This window comes from Rhizobiaceae bacterium, from assembly GCA_023953835.1.
Taxonomy (GTDB): Bacteria; Pseudomonadota; Alphaproteobacteria; order Rhizobiales; family Rhizobiaceae; genus Mesorhizobium_G.
This window is the reverse complement of sequence record JAMLJB010000001.1, coordinates 428,733-446,353: the sequence shown is the minus strand read 5'-3', so window position 1 is coordinate 446,353 and position 17,621 is coordinate 428,733. Positions and strand designations below refer to the sequence as shown.

At 63.3% G+C, this 17,621-nt stretch carries 16 protein-coding genes; 11 read left to right on the top strand and 5 right to left on the bottom strand.

The features are described from left to right. Nucleotides 1–110: 110 nt before the first annotated feature. Both M9924_02125 and M9924_02120 read left to right on the top strand, forming a co-directional pair. Complete coding sequence (locus tag M9924_02125) at nucleotides 111–1,742, top strand: long-chain-fatty-acid--CoA ligase (protein MCO5063191.1); 1,632 nt, start codon at nucleotides 111–113, stop codon at nucleotides 1,740–1,742. Nucleotides 1,743–1,819: 77 nt separating this feature from the next. Further along, a complete protein-coding gene (locus M9924_02120; protein MCO5063190.1) occupies nucleotides 1,820–2,068 on the top strand; it encodes a type II toxin-antitoxin system ParD family antitoxin in 249 nt (82 codons plus the stop codon). A 59-nt stretch (nucleotides 2,069–2,127) separates the two neighbouring features. Here M9924_02120 and M9924_02115 read toward each other — a convergent pair whose 3' ends face one another. After that, nucleotides 2,128–2,355: a hypothetical protein gene (locus M9924_02115; GenBank protein ID MCO5063189.1), complete on the bottom strand. Its 228-nt coding sequence runs from the start codon at nucleotides 2,353–2,355 to the stop codon at nucleotides 2,128–2,130. 21 nt (nucleotides 2,356–2,376) lie between these two features. Here M9924_02115 and M9924_02110 point away from each other — a divergent pair, with 21 nt between their 5' ends. Beyond that, nucleotides 2,377–3,165, top strand: coding sequence for a DUF1499 domain-containing protein (locus M9924_02110; GenBank protein ID MCO5063188.1), 789 nt, complete (start codon nucleotides 2,377–2,379; stop codon nucleotides 3,163–3,165). Nucleotides 3,166–3,179: 14 nt separating this feature from the next. Here the strand turns inward: M9924_02110 and M9924_02105 are convergent, their stop codons facing one another. After that, complete coding sequence (locus M9924_02105; GenBank protein MCO5063187.1) at nucleotides 3,180–4,076, bottom strand: MBL fold metallo-hydrolase; 897 nt, start codon at nucleotides 4,074–4,076, stop codon at nucleotides 3,180–3,182. Nucleotides 4,077–4,172: 96 nt separating this feature from the next. Here M9924_02105 and M9924_02100 point away from each other — a divergent pair, with 96 nt between their 5' ends. The 4 genes from M9924_02100 (at nucleotide 4,173) to cysQ (ending at nucleotide 8,692) form a co-directional block, all read left to right on the top strand. Further along, nucleotides 4,173–4,778, top strand: a complete 606-nt coding sequence (locus M9924_02100) for a biotin transporter BioY (GenBank protein MCO5063186.1) — start codon at nucleotides 4,173–4,175, stop codon at nucleotides 4,776–4,778. Nucleotides 4,779–5,063: 285 nt separating this feature from the next. Beyond that, on the top strand, nucleotides 5,064–5,969 hold the full coding sequence (cysD, locus tag M9924_02095; GenBank protein MCO5063185.1) for a sulfate adenylyltransferase subunit CysD: 906 nt from the start codon (nucleotides 5,064–5,066) through the stop codon (nucleotides 5,967–5,969). 1 nt (nucleotide 5,970) lies between these two features. Then, nucleotides 5,971–7,908 (top strand): sulfate adenylyltransferase subunit CysN, encoded by a 1,938-nt coding sequence (gene cysN / locus M9924_02090; GenBank protein ID MCO5063184.1) that lies wholly within the window; start codon nucleotides 5,971–5,973, stop codon nucleotides 7,906–7,908. Then, nucleotides 7,886–8,692 (top strand): 3'(2'),5'-bisphosphate nucleotidase CysQ, encoded by an 807-nt coding sequence (gene cysQ / locus M9924_02085; GenBank protein ID MCO5063183.1) that lies wholly within the window; start codon nucleotides 7,886–7,888, stop codon nucleotides 8,690–8,692. The genes cysN and cysQ overlap by 23 nt, the downstream gene beginning before the upstream one ends. A 27-nt stretch (nucleotides 8,693–8,719) precedes the next feature. Here cysQ and M9924_02080 read toward each other — a convergent pair whose 3' ends face one another. The 3 genes from M9924_02080 to M9924_02070 are packed head-to-tail and all read right to left on the bottom strand — an operon-like array spanning nucleotide 8,720 to nucleotide 11,268. Continuing rightward, a complete protein-coding gene (locus M9924_02080) occupies nucleotides 8,720–9,643 on the bottom strand; it encodes a carbohydrate kinase (GenBank protein ID MCO5063182.1) in 924 nt (307 codons plus the stop codon). A gap of 12 nt (nucleotides 9,644–9,655) precedes the next feature. Beyond that, a complete protein-coding gene (locus M9924_02075) occupies nucleotides 9,656–10,084 on the bottom strand; it encodes a transporter (GenBank protein MCO5063181.1) in 429 nt (142 codons plus the stop codon). Then, nucleotides 10,084–11,268 carry an ROK family transcriptional regulator gene (locus M9924_02070; GenBank protein MCO5063180.1) on the bottom strand — a complete coding sequence of 395 codons (1,185 nt, stop codon included), beginning with the start codon at nucleotides 11,266–11,268 and terminating at the stop codon, nucleotides 10,084–10,086. The genes M9924_02075 and M9924_02070 overlap by 1 nt, the downstream gene beginning before the upstream one ends. Before the next feature lie 235 nt (nucleotides 11,269–11,503). On the opposite strand from M9924_02070, the gene M9924_02065 reads away from it, so the two are divergent. The 4 genes from M9924_02065 to M9924_02050 all read left to right on the top strand — a co-directional run bounded on the left by M9924_02065 (nucleotide 11,504) and on the right by M9924_02050 (nucleotide 17,464). Next, the gene (locus M9924_02065; GenBank protein ID MCO5063179.1) at nucleotides 11,504–12,535 is read left to right on the top strand and encodes a sugar ABC transporter substrate-binding protein; all 1,032 of its coding nucleotides are present in this window, start codon (nucleotides 11,504–11,506) and stop codon (nucleotides 12,533–12,535) included. Between the two features lie 447 nt (nucleotides 12,536–12,982). Then, the gene (locus tag M9924_02060) at nucleotides 12,983–14,047 is read left to right on the top strand and encodes an ABC transporter permease (protein MCO5063178.1); all 1,065 of its coding nucleotides are present in this window, start codon (nucleotides 12,983–12,985) and stop codon (nucleotides 14,045–14,047) included. After that, nucleotides 14,044–14,832 carry an ATP-binding cassette domain-containing protein gene (locus M9924_02055; protein ID MCO5063177.1) on the top strand — a complete coding sequence of 263 codons (789 nt, stop codon included), beginning with the start codon at nucleotides 14,044–14,046 and terminating at the stop codon, nucleotides 14,830–14,832. Before M9924_02060 ends, M9924_02055 begins: the two co-directional genes overlap by 4 nt. Before the next feature lie 169 nt (nucleotides 14,833–15,001). Next, entirely contained in the window at nucleotides 15,002–17,464 is a 2,463-nt protein-coding gene (locus tag M9924_02050; GenBank protein MCO5063176.1) for a glycogen/starch/alpha-glucan phosphorylase, read from the top strand. Nucleotides 17,465–17,621: the final 157 nt, after the last annotated feature.

Genomic DNA, 17,621 nt, shown 5'->3' with positions numbered 1-17,621 from the left:
TTGCATTGGACCACGGCTTGCCGCTGCGTCATCATGGGACTGAACTTTGGCAGTCTGGACATTCGCCTGCGGATTTCTGAAAACTGCCCCGATTCGAGGAGGAACCCGACATGCTTGGTTTGATGCAGAAATGGCCGCTCTTGTGCCACAAGGTTCTCGACCATGCAGCGTTGCAGCACGGCGGGCGCGAAATCGTGTCCCGCTCGGTCGAAGGGCCGATCCTGCGCACGACCTATGCACAATTGCGGGAGCGGGCGCTGAAGGTGGCGGAGCTGCTCGACCGCGAGGGCTATCGCGAAGGTGAGCGCATCGCCACGCTGGCGTGGAACTCGGCGCGCCATCTCGAAGTCTGGTATGGCGCAATGGGCATCGGCGCGATCTACCACACGCTCAATCCCCGGCTGTTCCCCGACCAGATCGCATGGATCATGAACGACGCGGAGGATCGCGCCCTGTTCGTTGACCTGACATTCATGCCGATTGTCGAGAAGATCGCGGCTTCGGTGAAATCGCTCCGGAAGATCGTCGTGCTGACCGGCAGGGAGCACATGCCCGAAACGAAGCTGGACGGCGTGGTGGCCTATGAGGACTGGCTGGCGCAGGCGGGAGGCGGATTCAAGTGGAATACGCTGGACGAGGATGCGGCGGCTGGCATGTGCTATACATCCGGCACCACCGGCCACCCCAAGGGCGTGGTCTACAGCCATCGCTCAAACGTGCTGCACGGAATGATTGCGGCGATGCCGGATTCCATGGGCATCGCCTCGCGCGACGTGGTGCTGCCGGTCGTGCCCATGTTCCACGCCAATGCCTGGGGCCTCGGCCAGTCCGCTCCTATGGTCGGCGCCAAGCTGGTGATGCCCGGCGGCAAGATGGATGGCGCGTCAATCTACGAATTGCTCGACACGGAGAAGGTTTCGTTCACCGCGGCGGTGCCGACGGTCTGGCTGATGCTGCTCCAGCATCTCGAAGAAACCGGCAAGCAATTGCCCTATCTCAAGAAGGTCGTGATCGGCGGCGCTGCCTGCCCGCGCGCCGTTACCAGCAAGTTCGAGAAGGTCTATGGCGTGGAGGTGATCCATGCCTGGGGCATGACGGAGATGTCGCCGCTGGGGACGCTGTGCACCATCAAGCCGGAATATGCCGCGCTGGAAGGAGACGAGCTGCTCGCCGTCAAGGAAAAGCAGGGCCACCCGCCCTTCGGCGTCGAGATGAAGGTCACCGACGATGAAAACAACGAGCGCCCGCGCGACGGAAAGACATTCGGGCGGCTGAAGGTGCGTGGACCGGCGGTCGCGGGGGCCTATTTCGGCGGGGCAGGCAAGGAACAGTTCGATGCGGATGGCTGGTTCGATACGGGCGATGTCGCCCACATCGACCAGTTCGGCTACATGCAGATCACCGACCGCGCGAAAGACGTCATCAAGTCGGGCGGCGAGTGGATTTCGACCATCGACCTCGAAAACCTGGCGGTCGGCCATCCAGATGTCGCCGAGGCGGCGGTCATCGGCATCCGCCATTCGCGCTGGGACGAGAGGCCGCTGCTGGTCGTGGTGAGCAAGCCCGGCAAGCAGCCGACGAAGGAAGAGTTGCTGTCCTTCATGGACGGCAAGGTCGCCAAATGGTGGCTGCCCGACGATGTCGCCTTTGTCGAAGAAATACCCCACACCGCCACCGGCAAGATCCAGAAGATGACGCTGCGCGAGCAGTTTCGCGACTTCCGTTTCGCGGGCGACGCATAGCGAAGGAAATTTACAAGGATTGACAATCTTTGTATAAAGGCTGGACTCATGTTGAGGCCGGTCCAAGGGGTTATGCCATGCACGTCTCGCTTACTGAAAAGCTCGACGAATATGTTCGCGAGAAGGTAGCCTCCGGGCTCTACAACAACGCATCCGAGGTGATCCGCGAGGCGCTGAGGCTCAAGATCGCTACCGAGGAGAGTGAGGACGCAAAGCTGCAAAGGCTGCGCGAGGCCGTCGACCTTGGCTGGCAGCAGGCCGAGCGGGGGGAATTTGCTGACTACTCGCTTGAAAAGTCTCTATCGAGACTCGGCCTGAACCGGTGACGCTCCGGTTTCGCCTGACGGTGCTGGCGGAAGCGGATTTTGATGCAATTGGCGAATACTCAATCGAAAATTGGGGAGAGAACAAAGCGGCGCGCTATCTGACTGAACTTGACGATATGTTTGCCACGCTCGCCCGGAGGCGTCGCCTGGGCAGCGATCGCGGCGACCTCGGCCCTGGGCTGAAATCGCATCCTTGCAATCGCCATGTCATCTTCTTTCGCCGTGATACGCAGGGAAATGTGGAAATCCTTCGCATATTGCATGAACGGATGGATTTCGGCCGTCATCTCTGAACAATCTGGAGCAGCATGCGGATCATCGAGGAAAGCCGCTGGTCGTGGAGCGCGCCCTGGGCGCGGCGATGCGCCGTGCTTTCACTGGCGGTCGCGGTGGTGGCGATTGCCGCGCACTGGCTGCTGCTTCTCGAAACGCCCGCTTTCTTCTGGAGTCTTGTAACGGCGTCCACGCTCGCGGTGCTCGCGGTCCTGCTGGCAGGGCTGGCAATGCCGCGCATCTGGTACTACGGCTATCGTGGCGGGCGCGACGTCGTGAAGGCGTTCCTCGTTTCCGCCGTGGTGCTCGTGCCCGCCTGTTTCGCTCTTTTTCTGGCGCTCACCACGCCCAGGCTGGCGGACATTTCGACCGATCTCGATGAGCCGCCGGCTTTTGTCGAGGCGTTGGCCGCGCGCGGACCGGGCACGAATGCCGTTGGCGGACCGAGCGACCGCTGGAGGGACCTGCAGGGCGCGGAATATCCGGAAGTTGCAGGGCGGCGCTACGAAATGCCGATCGAGAACGTTCGCGCGGCGGTCGAGGCGACGATGCAGGAATATGGCTGGCCCGTGCTGGGGCCGAGCATCATCGGCACCGGCAGCCGGTTTAACATCGAGACGCTGGTCTATTCGCCTGTGCTCGCGCTTCCGTCCGATGTTGTCGTGCGGCTGGTCGAGGACGGCGATTCGACCTTTGTCGACATGCGCTCGACATCGCGCTACGGCGACCGCGATTTCGGCCTCAATGCCGGGCTGGTGACGGGTTTCCTGAAGGAACTCGACGCGCAGGTGGCAACGCTGACCCCTGCCGCGCCGCAGGAATAAGGGTGAGGGGCGTGCTACGGCCGAAACACGCCGTCGATCGCGACGTCGCCGTCGGTTTGCACCTGGCTTCGGGCGACAAGGTCCTCCAGATGCGCCAGCACGGACAGGCCGGCCGCGCCATGCAGGCGCGGGTCTGTGTCGCGATAGATGGCGGCGACGATCTCGGGAATGGTGCGGTCACCTGCCGCGATTCGTTCGAGCACCGCGCGCTCCCGCATTTTGCGGTGCGCCTTGAGCCCTCGCACGAAACTCGCGGGCGACGTGACAGGCCCGCCATGCCCCGGCAGGTAGCGCGTGTCGTCGCGCGCCAGCAGCTTGTCCAGCGAGGCCATGTAATCGGTCATCGCGCCGTCCGGCGGCGCGACGATGGTGGTTGCCCAGGCCATGACATGGTCGGCGGAAAAGAGGATGCCGGTGCCGTCGAGTGCAAATGCGGCGTGGTTTGCGGCGTGGCCGGGGGTCAGAACGGTTTCCAGCGTCCAGCCATCGCCGTCGATGCGCTGGCCGTCGGCGAGCGCGATGTCCGGCGCGAAGTCATGGTCGGCGCTGGCGTCGAGCGCATTGAGCTCCCCGATCCGCAGCGGACGCGATGGCCGGTGCGGCCCTTCGGCGAGCAGCGGCGCGCCGGTCGCTGCCTTAAGCCGCGCGGCGAGCGGGGAATGGTCGCGGTGGGTGTGGCTGACGAAAATATGGCTGACGGGCCGCCCGTCTATCGCCTGCATCAATGCCGCGAAATGGGCATCGTCCTCGGGACCGGGGTCGATGACGGCGAGCGAATCCGTGCCGACGATATAGGAGTTGGTGCCGTGAAAGGTGAAGGGGCTGGGATTGCGTACTGTCAGCCGCCGCACGCCGGGGGCGATCTGCACGGCCTCGCCGTATCTTGGCTCGAAACTGGTGTCGAATTCCATTGCCGCAAAATTTCCGATGGATCAAAAGCAATTGCCGCGTAGCATGGAAACGCTCTATAGGAAAATCGAACAGCATCTGGCTCCAGGAGGGAATTGATGTCCGCAGCCGCCACCAACTCCAGCGCACTCGTGTCGCTGGTGCTTCCAAAAAACAATGTCACGCGCATTGCCTCGCAATTGCTTCTGGCGGTCGCGGGCAGCGTGCTGCTGGCAATTTCCGCGAAGGCGAAAGTCGTGCTCGGGCCGGTCGACCTGTCCCTCCAGACGCTGGTGGTGCTGCTGATCGGTGCGGCCTATGGCTGGCGGCTCGGCGTTGCCACCGTGCTGCTCTATCTCGCGCAGGGTGCGTACGGCCTGCCGGTGTTCCAGAGCACGCCTGAAAAAGGCATTGGCCTGGCCTATATGATGGGGCCGACAGGCGGCTATCTGCTCGGCTTCGTCGTGATGGCGGCAGTCGCCGGATGGGCGGCGGATCGCGGGCTCGACCGCAATCCGTTCAAGCTGTTCGGAGCCATGCTGACGGGCGAAGCGATCATGCTGGCGCTGGGCTTCGCCTGGCTCGCCTACCTGATCGGCGCGGACAAGGCGTGGACCTTCGGCGTCGCACCGTTCATCGTGCCTGACCTGATCAAGGTCGCACTTGCGGCGAGCCTCGTCCCGGCGCTCTGGCAGGTGATCGCGCGCCTTCGCGCCATCCTCTAGAAGTAGGAATTTCCTCACGAAAAGCCGGTGCGGCAACGCGCCGGCTTTTTCTTTTTTGAAGCGGTCGCGGACGCTGTGAATGCGTCGGCTTCGCCCGCTCCATGGCCCCGCGAAACGCCATTCCAACAGCATGCGCCTGCGCGCAATGTGCGCCCATCATTCGGCCTGCCTTTGGTATGGGCATTCTTGGGTGAACGGGAAGCCTGCATTAAACACGGTCAATAACAGGCTATCTGACCGACATGCCGGCATTGCCGACGGGTCATGCCCGGAAAGGCATCGGCAATGCTCGCGCGATTCTCACATCTCGACCGCCTCGAAGCGGAAGCGATTCATATTTTTCGTGAGGTTGCGGCGACCTTCGCCAAGCCGGTCATGCTTTATTCGGTCGGCAAGGATTCGTCGGTGCTGCTGCATCTGGCGATGAAGGCGTTCTATCCCGCCAAGCCGCCCTTTCCCTTCCTGCATGTCGATACGACATGGAAATTCCACGAGATGATCGAGTTTCGCGACCGCATGGCGCGCGAGCACGGGTTCGACCTGCTCGTGCACATCAACGAAGATGGCGTGCGCGACGGCATCAACCCGTTCGACCACGGCTCCAACACGCACACCCACATCATGAAGACCGTGGCGCTGAGGCAGGCGCTGGACAAATACGGCTTCGACGCGGCCTTCGGCGGCGCGCGGCGCGACGAGGAGAAATCGCGCGCCAAGGAGAGGATCTTTTCCTTCCGCGATGCACAGCACGCATGGGACCCGAAGCACCAGCGCCCGGAAATGTGGAAGATATTCAACACCCGCGTTTCGCCGGGCGAATCGATCCGCGTCTTTCCGCTGTCCAACTGGACCGAACTCGACATCTGGCAGTACATCCTGCGCGAGGACATCCCGATCGTTCCGCTCTATTTCGCGGCGCGCCGCCCTGTGGTGGAGCGCGAGGGCATGCTCATCATGCGCGACGACGAACGCATGAAGCTGCGTGACGGCGAATTGCTGGAAAACCGGCTGGTGCGCTTCCGCACGCTCGGCTGCTATCCGCTGACCGCCGCGATCGAGTCCGACGCGGAGACGCTGGAGGACATCGTCAGCGAGATGCTGGTTGCGCGCACCTCCGAACGCCAGGGCCGCCTGATCGACACGGACGAGGCCGGATCGATGGAAAAGAAGAAGCGCGAAGGGTATTTCTGAAATGCGCCACAATACGGCATTGGCCATCGAGCCGGAATATGACGTTCGCGGCTGGCTTGCGGAGCAGGAGCACAAATCCCTGCTGCGCTTCCTGACCTGCGGCTCGGTGGACGACGGCAAGTCGACGCTTATCGGGCGGCTGCTCTACGACACCAAGCTGATCTTCGAGGACCAGCTTGCCGCGCTGGAGCGCGACTCGCGCAAGCACGGCACCACCGGCGAAGACATCGACCTCGCGCTTCTGGTGGACGGGCTGGAGGCCGAGCGCGAGCAGGGCATCACCATTGACGTGGCCTACCGCTTCTTCGCCACGGCCAAACGCAAGTTCATCGTGGCGGACACGCCGGGGCACGAGCAATATACACGCAACATGGCCACGGGCGCCTCGACGGCGGACCTCGCCGTGGTGCTGGTCGATGCGCGGCAGGGCGTGCTGACGCAGACGCGCCGTCATTCGATCATCGCCTCGCTGCTCGGCATCCGGCGCATCGTGCTCGCCATCAACAAGATCGATCTCGTCGCCTTCGAGCAGTCCGCCTACGACCGGATTGTCGAGGATTATCGGACATTTGCCGACGAACTCGGATTCAGTTCCGTAGAAGCGATCCCGATGTCCGCGCGCTACGGCGACAACGTCACCCGACGCTCGGAACGCATGGAGTGGTATCGGGGGCCGACGCTGCTCGAATATCTGGAAACCGTGCCGCTGGACGAGGCGGCGGACGCAAGGCCATTCCGCTTCCCGGTGCAATATGTGAACCGCCCGAATCTCGATTTCAGGGGCTTTGCGGGCACCGTCGCAGCCGGTTCGGTATCGCCGGGCGATGCCGTGGTTGTGGCGAAGTCTGGCCGAGCCAGCACGGTCAGGCGCATCGTCACGCAGGACGGCGACCTGCCCGTCGCGGTGGCGGGGCAGGCGGTCACGCTGGTGCTTGAAGACGAGATCGAGGTGTCGCGCGGCAACATGCTGGTTGCGCCCGCAGGCCGCCCGCATGTCGCGGATCAGTTTGCCGCCAAGCTGGTCTGGTTCGACGAGCAGGCGCTGCGCCCGGGCCGCTCCTACATCCTGCGCACGGAGACCGACCAGTCGCCCGCGACGGTGACGGACCTGCGGCATCGCATCAACGTCAACAATCTGGCGCAGGAAGAGGCGGCCTCGCTGGCGATGAACGAGGTCGCGCTGGTCAATGTCTCTACGCAGACGCCGATCGCGTTCGACAGCTTTGCCGAAAACCGCGCCACGGGTTCGTTCATCCTGATCGACCGCATTTCCAACGCCACGGTCGGCGCCGGCATGATCGTCAACCCGCTGCGCCGCGCCGCCAACATCCACTGGCAGGCGCTGGAGGTGGACGCGAAGGCGCGCGCCGAACAGAAGCACCAGAAGCCGGCAGTGATCTGGTTCACCGGGCTGTCGGGTTCGGGCAAGTCGACCATCGCCGGGCTGTTGGATAAGAAGCTGCATCTCGCCGGACGGCACACCTATGTGCTCGACGGTGACAATGTGCGGCACGGCCTGAACCGCGATCTCGGCTTCACCGAGGAGGATCGCGTGGAGAATATAAGGCGCGTCGCCGAGGTGGCAAAGCTGATGGCGGATGCCGGGTTGATCGTGCTCGTGTCGTTCATCTCGCCGTTCCGCGCCGAACGCCAGATGGCGCGCGAACTGATGCCGGAGGGCGAGTTCGTCGAAGTGTTTGTCGATACGCCGCTCTCCGAATGCGCGCGACGCGATCCCAAGGGCCTCTACGCGCGCGCCGCCGCTGGCGAAATCCGGAACTTCACCGGCATCGATTCGCCCTATGAAGCGCCGGATGCGCCCGAGATTCATCTTGAAACTGCCGGCAAATCGCCTGAAGAGATGGTGGACGCCATCGAGAAATGGCTGACCGAGCGCGAGACGGCCGAGCAGGAATATGAAGAAGGCGGCGGAATCTGAAGACGCCCGACTGCAATCGCTATTCGAAGAATTGGCGATTGCGGCTGGCCTGCGGATCATGGAGGTGTTTCACGCGGGCTTCTCGGTGAATGAGAAGGCCGATTGCTCGCCCGTCACGGAAGCCGACCACGCAGCGGAAAAGATCATTCTTGCCGGGCTGCGGCGTGAATTTCCCGACATCGCCTGTGTCGCGGAAGAAGAATGCGCCGCAGGGCATGCGGTGCCGGCGCTGGGTCGTGCCTTCTTTCTCATCGATCCGCTCGACGGCACCAAGGAATTCGTCAACCGGCACCAGGACTTCACGGTCAATATCGCGCTGGTGCGCGATGGTGCGCCGGTCGTTGGTGTGGTGTTCGCGCCGTGCAGCAACAGGCTGTTTTCCGGCAGGCCAGGACATGCCGATGCGATTGACGTTTCGCAGGGCGGGCAGATCGCCGGTCGGCATCGCGTGACGGTGCGCCCCGTGCGATCGCCGCTCACCGTGGTCGCCAGCCGTTCGCATTCGTCACCGGAAACGGAAGCGTTTATTCGCAGTGTCGGTGCGGTCGAACTGGTGTCGGTGGGATCCTCCCTGAAGTTCTGCCTTCTTGCCTGCGGGGAGGCGGACCTCTATCCGCGATTCACGCGCACCATGGAATGGGACACGGCGGCAGGCGATGCCGTGCTGCGCGCAGCGGGCGGCATGACGCGCGCGCTTGACGGTGCGCCGCTCACCTATGGCAAGCGCAACCAGCCGCATGACAGCGATTTCGCAAATCCGGGATTTATTGCGAGCACGAATTAGCGGCGCGCGACCGCTCTAGGTCATGACCTAACGCATTTCCGCGCGTGTCGGCGGGTTTGCGCCCGCACGGGAGACGGTGACGGCGGCGGCTTTGGCGCTGAAGCGCAGCACGGCCTTGATCTGGCCTGACGTGAGCGCTGCAATATCCGCCTTGGTCAGCAGCGACTGGTCGCGCAACGAGCACAAGATGCCCGCATTGATCGTATCGCCCGCGCCGACCGTATCCACCACCGTGACGGGTTCGGCGGGCACGGCGACATGGTGGTTGCGTGAATAGGCAACCAGACCTTCGGCACCTTTCGTGACGACGATCAGTTTCGGACCCAGCGCCAGCCAGTGCGCGGCGGTGTCTTCCGTAGCGCCGCCTTCGCCGAACCAGTCGAGGTCCTCGTCGGACAGTTTCACGATGTCGGCCATGGCCAGCATCCGCTTCATGCGGGCGAGATGAGATGCCTTGTCCTTGATGAAGTTCTTGCGGATGTTGGGGTCGAACATCATGACGCGCTTGCCGTGCTCGCGGCGCATCAGCGCTTCATAGGTGCCGCCGCACGGTTCCGGGATCAGGCTGATGCAGCTGAAATGCATCGCTTCGACATGGTCGGCGATGGCGGGAAGGTCCGATTCGAAGAGCATCCGCCCGGCGGTCTGCTCGTCGTAGAACAGGTAGGAGGCGTGGCCGCCCGTCAGGCGCACGAAGGCCATGGTGGTCGGCAGGTCTGAAAACTTGACGAAGCCGAGATCGACATTGCTGGCGGCAAGCCCGTCACGCAGCATGCCGCCGAAAAAGTCCGTCGAAATGCCACTGAAAAATCCGGTCGGAACGCCGAGGCGGCCAAGCGCGACGGCCGTGTTGAACACGGCTCCGCCGACATAGGGGGCGAAGGCATCCTCGCCCGAAATGGTGGTCCGGGGCAGCATGTCGATGAGCGCTTCACCGCAGCATAGAATCACAACGGCACTCCGTCAGGGATAGATGACGCCCTTGCGGACAATGACGTTCGCATAGAGCCGGGGCTCGCCGGTTGCAACAACGGTGTGCGCCGATTTCACACGCGCGTAGAAGGCCGCGCCCTCCAGCGCCGTCACGCTGCGCCCCGGCGCACGGCGCGCGCAGACCGCCTCGATTTCCGCGTGGACGGGATCGAACAGGGCCGGGTCGCCCTTCACGGAGGATCGGAAGATCGCGTGTTCCACGAAATCATCTACCGGCAGGAGCTGGAGAATGGCGTCGAGCACGACGGGCAGGTCGTGGCCGTCGGCGCGGATCAGGCGGCGGGCATGCTCGAGCGCGGGATAGTTGCCGTCCACAATGGCGATTTCGTCGGTGTGGCCCATGGCGCGCAGTGTGGCCAGAAGGTCAGGGCCGAGAATCGGCGGAATGCCGATCAGCATCACGAGGCCCCCGCCGAAAGCGCGCTTGAGCCGACGAGGAAACGTTCGGACAAGGGCAGGCTTGCCGCGCCGATGGCGCGCGCGTGGTGACCCACGGAGCCTTCGCGGATTTCGGGGACCTGCAACCCTTCGGCGTCGATGCGCGCGAGCGCGGCGCGGACGCCATCGGTGAGCCGTCCGCGGATTTCGGGCGGCATCCAGCCTTCGACAATCGCCGCCTCGAAATCGATGACCGAAGCGGACGACACGATGGCATAGGCCAGCGCATGCGCGGCATCGGCAATCCAGCGATCGGCAATCGCGCCCGCCTGCCGCCAGGATTCGAGGTTTGTCCAGCGAAGCCCTATGTCCACGCCTTCCGCCTTCAGCCGCTTCTCCAGGACGCTCAGCGAGGCGATGTCGATGAGCTGTGCAGGGCGTCCGCCGGGGCCGGGAACCGGCATGGACCCGAGCGCGCCCGCATTGCCGGTGGGGCCGGAATAGAGCCGTCCGTTCAGCACCACCCCGCCGCCCGCAAATGCTCCTATGAAGAAATAGACGAAATCGCGCAGGTCGCTCACCTTGCCGAAGGCAAGCTCGGCGCCGCAGGCGGCCGTCGCGTCATTCTGGAGAAACACGGGGAAGGGCACCTCGTTCTGGATTTCGGCGCGGATGTCGCGGTCACGCCACTGATCCATCAGCTCGCGCGGTGCGCCCGCCATTTCGACCCAGTTCCAAAGCTCGAACGGTATGGCGATGCCGAGGCCAGCCATGCGTGCGTTCTGCTCGGGCGGCAGGGCAGCGCGCATCTCGCCCATGGCGGCAAGCAGGAAGCGTTTCGTCTCATCCGGAGTCGGATAGGTATAGGGCTGCTCCTGCCGGGCGCGCACGCGTCCCAGAAAATCCGTCATCACCAGATCGGCGCTTCGCCGCCCGATCTTCATTCCGAGGAAAAAAGCTCCGTCCGGATTGAGCGACATGGGCACCGAGGGCTGGCCGATGCGGCCCCGCTGAGGCTCGCCCCGCAGCAGCAGCCCGTCCGCTTCGAGCGCGCGCATGATGACCGAAACGGTCTGCGCGGACAGGCCGGTGAGCCGGGCGATGTCGCTCTTGGCGAGGCTGCCGTGGAGACGCACGAGCGACAGCACGACGCGCTCGTTGGAATCGCGCATGCCCGACTGGTTCGTTCCCCGATGCAACGGCATCAATGCAGGCTCGGACGTGCCGACCCTCGCTGGTGCGTCCGCCAAGATAACCTCCCTCGCGCCGCATGAACGGCACAGGTGGAGAATGGCTCCGGGTCTCGGACCTGTCAATAATAAATAAGAGTGATTTAATTATTGACAGGGCGATCGGAACGCATCATTCTTGCACGTGCAGGCTGGGAGACCTGCACACGCCTTGGCGTGTTCTCATCGGATTTTACTGGGAGGTTCATCCATGAAGACCACAATCCTGAAATCGACTCTGTTTGCCGCAATGGCTTCGGCTGCCGTCGGCTTTGCCGCGCCCGCTTCTGCCGAGGGCGTCAGCGCCTGCCTGATAACCAAGACCGACACCAACCCGTTCTTCGTGAAGATGAAAGAGGGCGCGACTGCGAAGGCCAACGAGCTTGGCGTGACGCTCAAGAGCTATGCGGGCAAGATCGACGGCGACAGCGAAAGCCAGGTTGCGGCGATTGAGTCCTGCATCGCGGACGGAGCCAAGGGCATCCTGATCACCGCATCCGACACCAAGGGCATCGTGCCGACCGTGAAGAAGGCGCGCGACGCCGGGCTGCTGGTGATTGCGCTCGACACGCCGCTCGATCCGATCGACGCCGCCGACGCGACATTCGCCACGGACAATCTCGAAGCGGGCAAGCTGATCGGCGCATGGGCCGCCGCAACGCTGGGCGACAGCGCCAAGGACGCGAAGATCGGCTTCCTCGACCTGACGCCGTCGCAGCCGTCCGTGGATGTGCTGCGCGATCAAGGCTTTATGATCGGTTTCGGAATCGATCCGAAAGATCCGAACAAGATCGGCGACGAGGATGATCCGCGCATCGTCGGCCACGACGTGACCAACGGAAACGAGGAAGGCGGCCGCAAGGCGATGGAAAACCTTCTCCAGAAGGACAACACCATCAACGTCATCCACACGATCAACGAACCGGCTGCGGTCGGCGCCTATCAGGCGTTGAAGGCCGTTGGCCTCGAAGGCCAGGTGCTGATCGTTTCGGTCGACGGCGGATGCCCGGGCGTCAAGTCGGTGGCCGAAGGCGTGATCGGTGCGACCTCGCAGCAATATCCGTTGCAGATGGCCGCGCTCGGCATCGAAGCGATTGCCAATTTCGCCAAGGATGGCTCCAAGCCGCAGCCCACCGAAGGCAAGACGTTCTTCGACACGGGCGTGAACCTCGTGACCGACAAGCCCGCCGAAGGTGTCAAGTCGATCGACACCAAGGAAGGCACGGACAAGTGCTGGGGGTGAAATGACGGTTCGCTGAAAGCGAATTGGAAGGTCCGATGGACCTTCCAAAGTCATTGAACGCCGGGGAGCTGCCGGAGGCAGCGGGGACCCGGCCGGTAGGCGCGGGCGAGAGGTACTTCGCGATGGTGCGACTTTGTCGAGTTTGCGCTGCACCCCTCATCCGCCTGCCGGCACCTTCTCCCACAAGGGGAGAAGGGGATTTCCGCAACGTCTCGCGCATTCTGCTGCGTTGATAATTGAAGCCGGCGCTCATCTCATCTTCCTTCTCCCCTTGTGGGAGAAGGTGCCGGCAGGCGGATGAGGGGGCATCCATCGTCGGGACTTGATCGGAATGCGATTTGGGCGGACTCTGCCGGTCTCATTCCGGTTTGACGGACGCCACGAGCAGAAAAGTCCGCAGCCAGTGACCAACCGCGAAATCGCCACGTCGCGGGGAAGGGAGGAAACATGGCGCAGGCACAGGAATTCGAGAAGGTTCTCGACCAGAGCGACCGCAATGTCGCGGCCTTCGATCATCAGGGCGTGCCGCTGCTGAAGCGCGCGCAGCATTTCCTGCACTCCACGCCGGCGGCGGTGCCGCTGATCGTGCTGGTGCTTTCGATCATCATCTTCGGCATCACGATAGGCGGGCGGTTCTTCTCGTCCTACACGCTGACGCTGATCCTGCAACAGATTGCTATTGTCGGCATTCTGGGCGCGGCGCAGACGCTGGTGATCCTGACGGCGGGCATCGACCTGTCCATCGGCGTCATCATGGTGATTTCGGCGGTGGTGATGGGCAATTGCGCCGTGACCTACGGTCTGCCCACCATACTTGCCATCCTGATCGGCCTTGGCGTCGGCACGTTGTGCGGCCTGCTCAACGGGTTTCTCGTGGCGGTCATGAGGCTCCCGCCTTTCATCGTTACGCTCGGTACCTGGAACATCGTCATGGCGACGAATTTCATCTACTCGGCCAATGAAACGATCCGTGACGCGGATGTGGCCGCGCAGGCTCCGATGCTGCATCTGTTCGGCACGAGTTTCAGGGTCGGCAGCGCGGTGCTGACTCTGGGCGTGCTCGCCATGGTCGTGCTCGTGCTGGTGCTCTGGTACGTGCTGAACCACACCGCCTGGGGCAGGCATGTCTATGCGGTCGGCGACGATCCGGAAGCGGCGAAGCTTTCCGGTATCCAGACGCGGCGCGTGCTGTTTTCGGTCTATGGCCTTGCGGGGTTGATCGCTGCGTTCGCGGCATGGGTTTCCATTGGCCGCAACGGTTCGGTGTCTCCCTCGGCGGCGGTCACCGACTACAACCTGCAAGCAATCACGGCGGCGGTGATCGGCGGTATCTCGCTGTTTGGCGGACGGGGCTCGATCCTCGGCACGCTGTTCGGCGCGATGATCGTCGGCGTGGTGTCGATGGGTCTCAACATGCTTGGCGCCGACCCGCAATGGAAAGTCCTGCTCACCGGCGTACTCATCATCGGCGCCGTCGCAATCGACCAGTGGATCAGAAAGGTTTCGGTATGAACACTTCAGTCCAACCCATCCTTTCAGCGCGTGGCCTCGTCAAGCGCTATGGCCGCGTGACCGCCCTCGACAGCGCGGATTTCGACCTCTACCCGGGCGAAATCCTCGCCGTGATCGGTGACAACGGCGCGGGAAAATCTTCGCTCATCAAGGCGATTTCCGGCGCGGTGACGCCGGACGAAGGCGAAATCAGGCTGGAGGGCCAGCAGGTCCAGTTCAAGTCGCCGATGGAGGCGCGGGAGGCCGGCATCGAAACGGTATACCAGAACCTTGCGCTGTCGCCGGCGCTGTCCATCGCGGACAACATGTTCCTTGGACGCGAACTGAGGAAGCCGGGGGTCCTCGGCGACTGGTTCCGCATGCTCGACCGGCCCGCCATGGAAAAGCGGGCGCGCGAGAAGCTGAACGAGCTCGGCCTCATGACCATCCAGAACATCAGCCAGGCGGTGGAAACGCTGTCCGGCGGCCAACGGCAAGGCGTGGCGGTGGCGCGGGCGGCGGCCTTCGGCTCCAAGGTGGTGATCATGGACGAGCCGACGGCGGCGCTCGGCGTGAAAGAGTCGCGGCGCGTGCTGGAACTGATCCTCGACGTGAAAAAGCGCGGCCTGCCGATCGTGCTCATTTCGCACAACATGCCGCATGTGTTCGAGGTCGCCGACCGCATCCATATCCATCGGCTGGGACGACGCCTGTGCGTGGTCGATCCGCAGCAGATTTCCATGTCGGATGCCGTGGCGCTGATGACGGGCGCGAAAAAGCCTCCGGAAGAAGCGCTGGCGGCGTAAGGGGCGGCGCAAATGGCCGTTGCGCAACCGGCCCGATCAATTCTGCTTGACGCTGCGATTGCGGCTTGTTGAAATCGCCCGAACAAAGCCGCCACGACGGATCGAACCGACGGGAGCGAGATGGGGAGGTAGAGGTTCAATTGCCAATGGAGCAACCATGCCTTCCGCCATGACGACCAAATCCAAAACCGTCGCACCCCTGCCGCTGGATATCGGTCCAAGGGAGCTTGCCGATGAAATCCTGAAAGCGCTGCGCTATCGCGTGGGCAAGGATGCGTCCGTCGCAACCTCCCATGACTGGCTGGCGGCCTCGATCAAGGCCGTGCGCGACCGCATCATCGACCGCTGGATCGCCTCGACCAAGGAGGCATACGACCAGCGTTCGAAGCGCGCCTATTACCTGTCGCTCGAGTTCCTGATCGGCCGCCTCATGCGCGACGCGTTTTCCAATCTCGGCCTGATGGAGACGATGCGCGATGCGCTGACCATGCTGGACGTCGATCTGGACGTGGTGTCGAAGCTGGAGCCGGACGCGGCGCTCGGCAATGGCGGCCTCGGGCGGCTGGCCGCCTGCTTCATGGAAAGCATGGCGACAGTCGGCGTGCCCGCCCATGGCTATGGCATCCGCTATGTCAACGGCATGTTCCGGCAGGAGATTTCCGACGGCAAGCAGGTGGAACTGCCCGAGACGTGGCTGGACCATGGCAATCCGTGGGAATTCGAGCGTCGGGAGCGGTCGTTCACCATCGGCTTCGGCGGGTCGGTTGAGGCTGCGGATGTGCAGGACGGCCCCGTGGAGCGGCATGTGTGGAAGCCGTCCGAGCACGTGCTGGCCGTGGCCTACGACACGCCGGTCGTGGGTTGGCGCGACAGCCGGGTGAACACGCTGAGGCTCTGGTCGTCGATGCCGCTCGATCCCATCCTGCTCGACAAGTTCAATGCAGGCGACCATGTTGGTGCGCTGGAGGAGAGCAACAAGGCGGAAGCGCTGTCGCGCGTGCTCTATCCGGCGGATTCGCACAAGGCAGGGCAGGAACTGCGGCTGCGGCAGGAATACTTCTTCTCTTCGGCCTCCTTGCAGGACATCCTGCAACGGCACCTGTCGCAATATGGCGAATTGCGCTCGCTGCCGGACAAGGCGGCGATCCATCTCAACGACACCCATCCGGCGGTGGCTGTTGCCGAACTGATGCGGCTGTTGATCGACGTTCACGGCATGGACTTCGACGAGGCGTGGTACGCGACCAAACGGACGTTTGCCTATACCAACCACACGCTCCTGCCGGAGGCGCTGGAAAGCTGGCCGGTGCCGCTGTTCGAGCGCCTGCTGCCGCGCCACATGCAACTGGTCTACGAGATCAATGCGCAACTTTTGCTGGAGGCGCGGGCGACGGGCAAGTTCGACGGCGGCCAGATCAGCCGCATCTCGCTGATCCAGGAAGATGGCGACCGTCGCGTGCGCATGGGCAATCTGGCGTTTGCCGGTTCGCATTCCGTCAATGGCGTGTCGGCGCTGCACACAGAACTGATGAAGGAAACCGTGTTTGCGGACCTGCACAGGCTTTATCCCGACCGCATCAACAACAAGACCAACGGCATCACGCCGCGCCGCTGGCTGTTCCAGTGCAATGACGGCCTGACCGCGCTGATCCGCGAGGCGATCGGCGACAGGTTCCTCGACGATTTCGAGGCGCTGGTGGAACTCGACAAGTTTGCCGGAGACAAGGCGTTCGTCGAGAAATTCGCCTCGGCCAAGCGCCACAACAAGGAGCGGCTGGCGCAGGAAGCGGCGCAGCGCGTCGGCGTCAAGGTCGATCCGTCGGCGTTGTTCGATATCCAGATCAAGCGCATTCATGAATACAAGCGCCAGCTCCTGAACATCATCGAGGCCGTGGCGCTCTATGACCAGATCCGCTCGCATCCCGAGAAGGACTGGGTGCCGCGCGTCAAGTTCTTCGGCGGCAAGGCTGCGCCCAGCTACTACAACGCGAAGCTCATCATACGGCTCATCAACGACGTGGCGAAGGTGGTGAACCGCGACCCTTCGGTGCGCGGACTGCTGAAGATCGCCTTCATGCCGAACTACAATGTCAGCCTTGCCGAGATCATGATGCCTGCGGCGGATTTGTCGGAGCAGATTTCGACGGCGGGCATGGAAGCGTCGGGCACCGGCAACATGAAGTTCGCGCTGAACGGCGCGCTGACCATCGGGACGCTGGACGGCGCGAATGTCGAGATGCAGGAGCACGTCGGCGAGGACAACATCCTGATTTTCGGGCTCACCGCGCAGGAAGTCGCCGAGCGGCGCGCCAATGGCTACAATCCGCGCGCCATCATCGAGAGCTCGCCGGAATTGTCGCAGGCGCTGTCGGCAATCTCGTCGGGCGTGTTCTCACCGCGCGAGCCGGACCGCTATCGGGGCCTGATCGACGGGCTGTACAACTCCGACTGGTTTATGGTCGCCGCCGATTTCGATTCCTATGCGGCCACGCAGCGCAGGGTCGATGCGCTGTGGGCGGATAGCCCGGTCTGGTACACCAAGGCGATACACAATGTGGCGCGCATGGCCTGGTTCTCTTCCGACCGCACCATTCGCCAATATGCAACGGAGATATGGGATATAAAGGTGTGAAGCCGGCAGCGCGTGGGAGGAGTTTCGAGTTATGGGTCCAGTGCCGCAAGACGAACCGGGTGCGCGCGGTCTGACACTACCCCTCATCCGCCTGCCGGCACCTTCTCCCACAAGGGGAGAAGGGAGATGTTATATTTGCCGGCTCAAATTTCCAGCG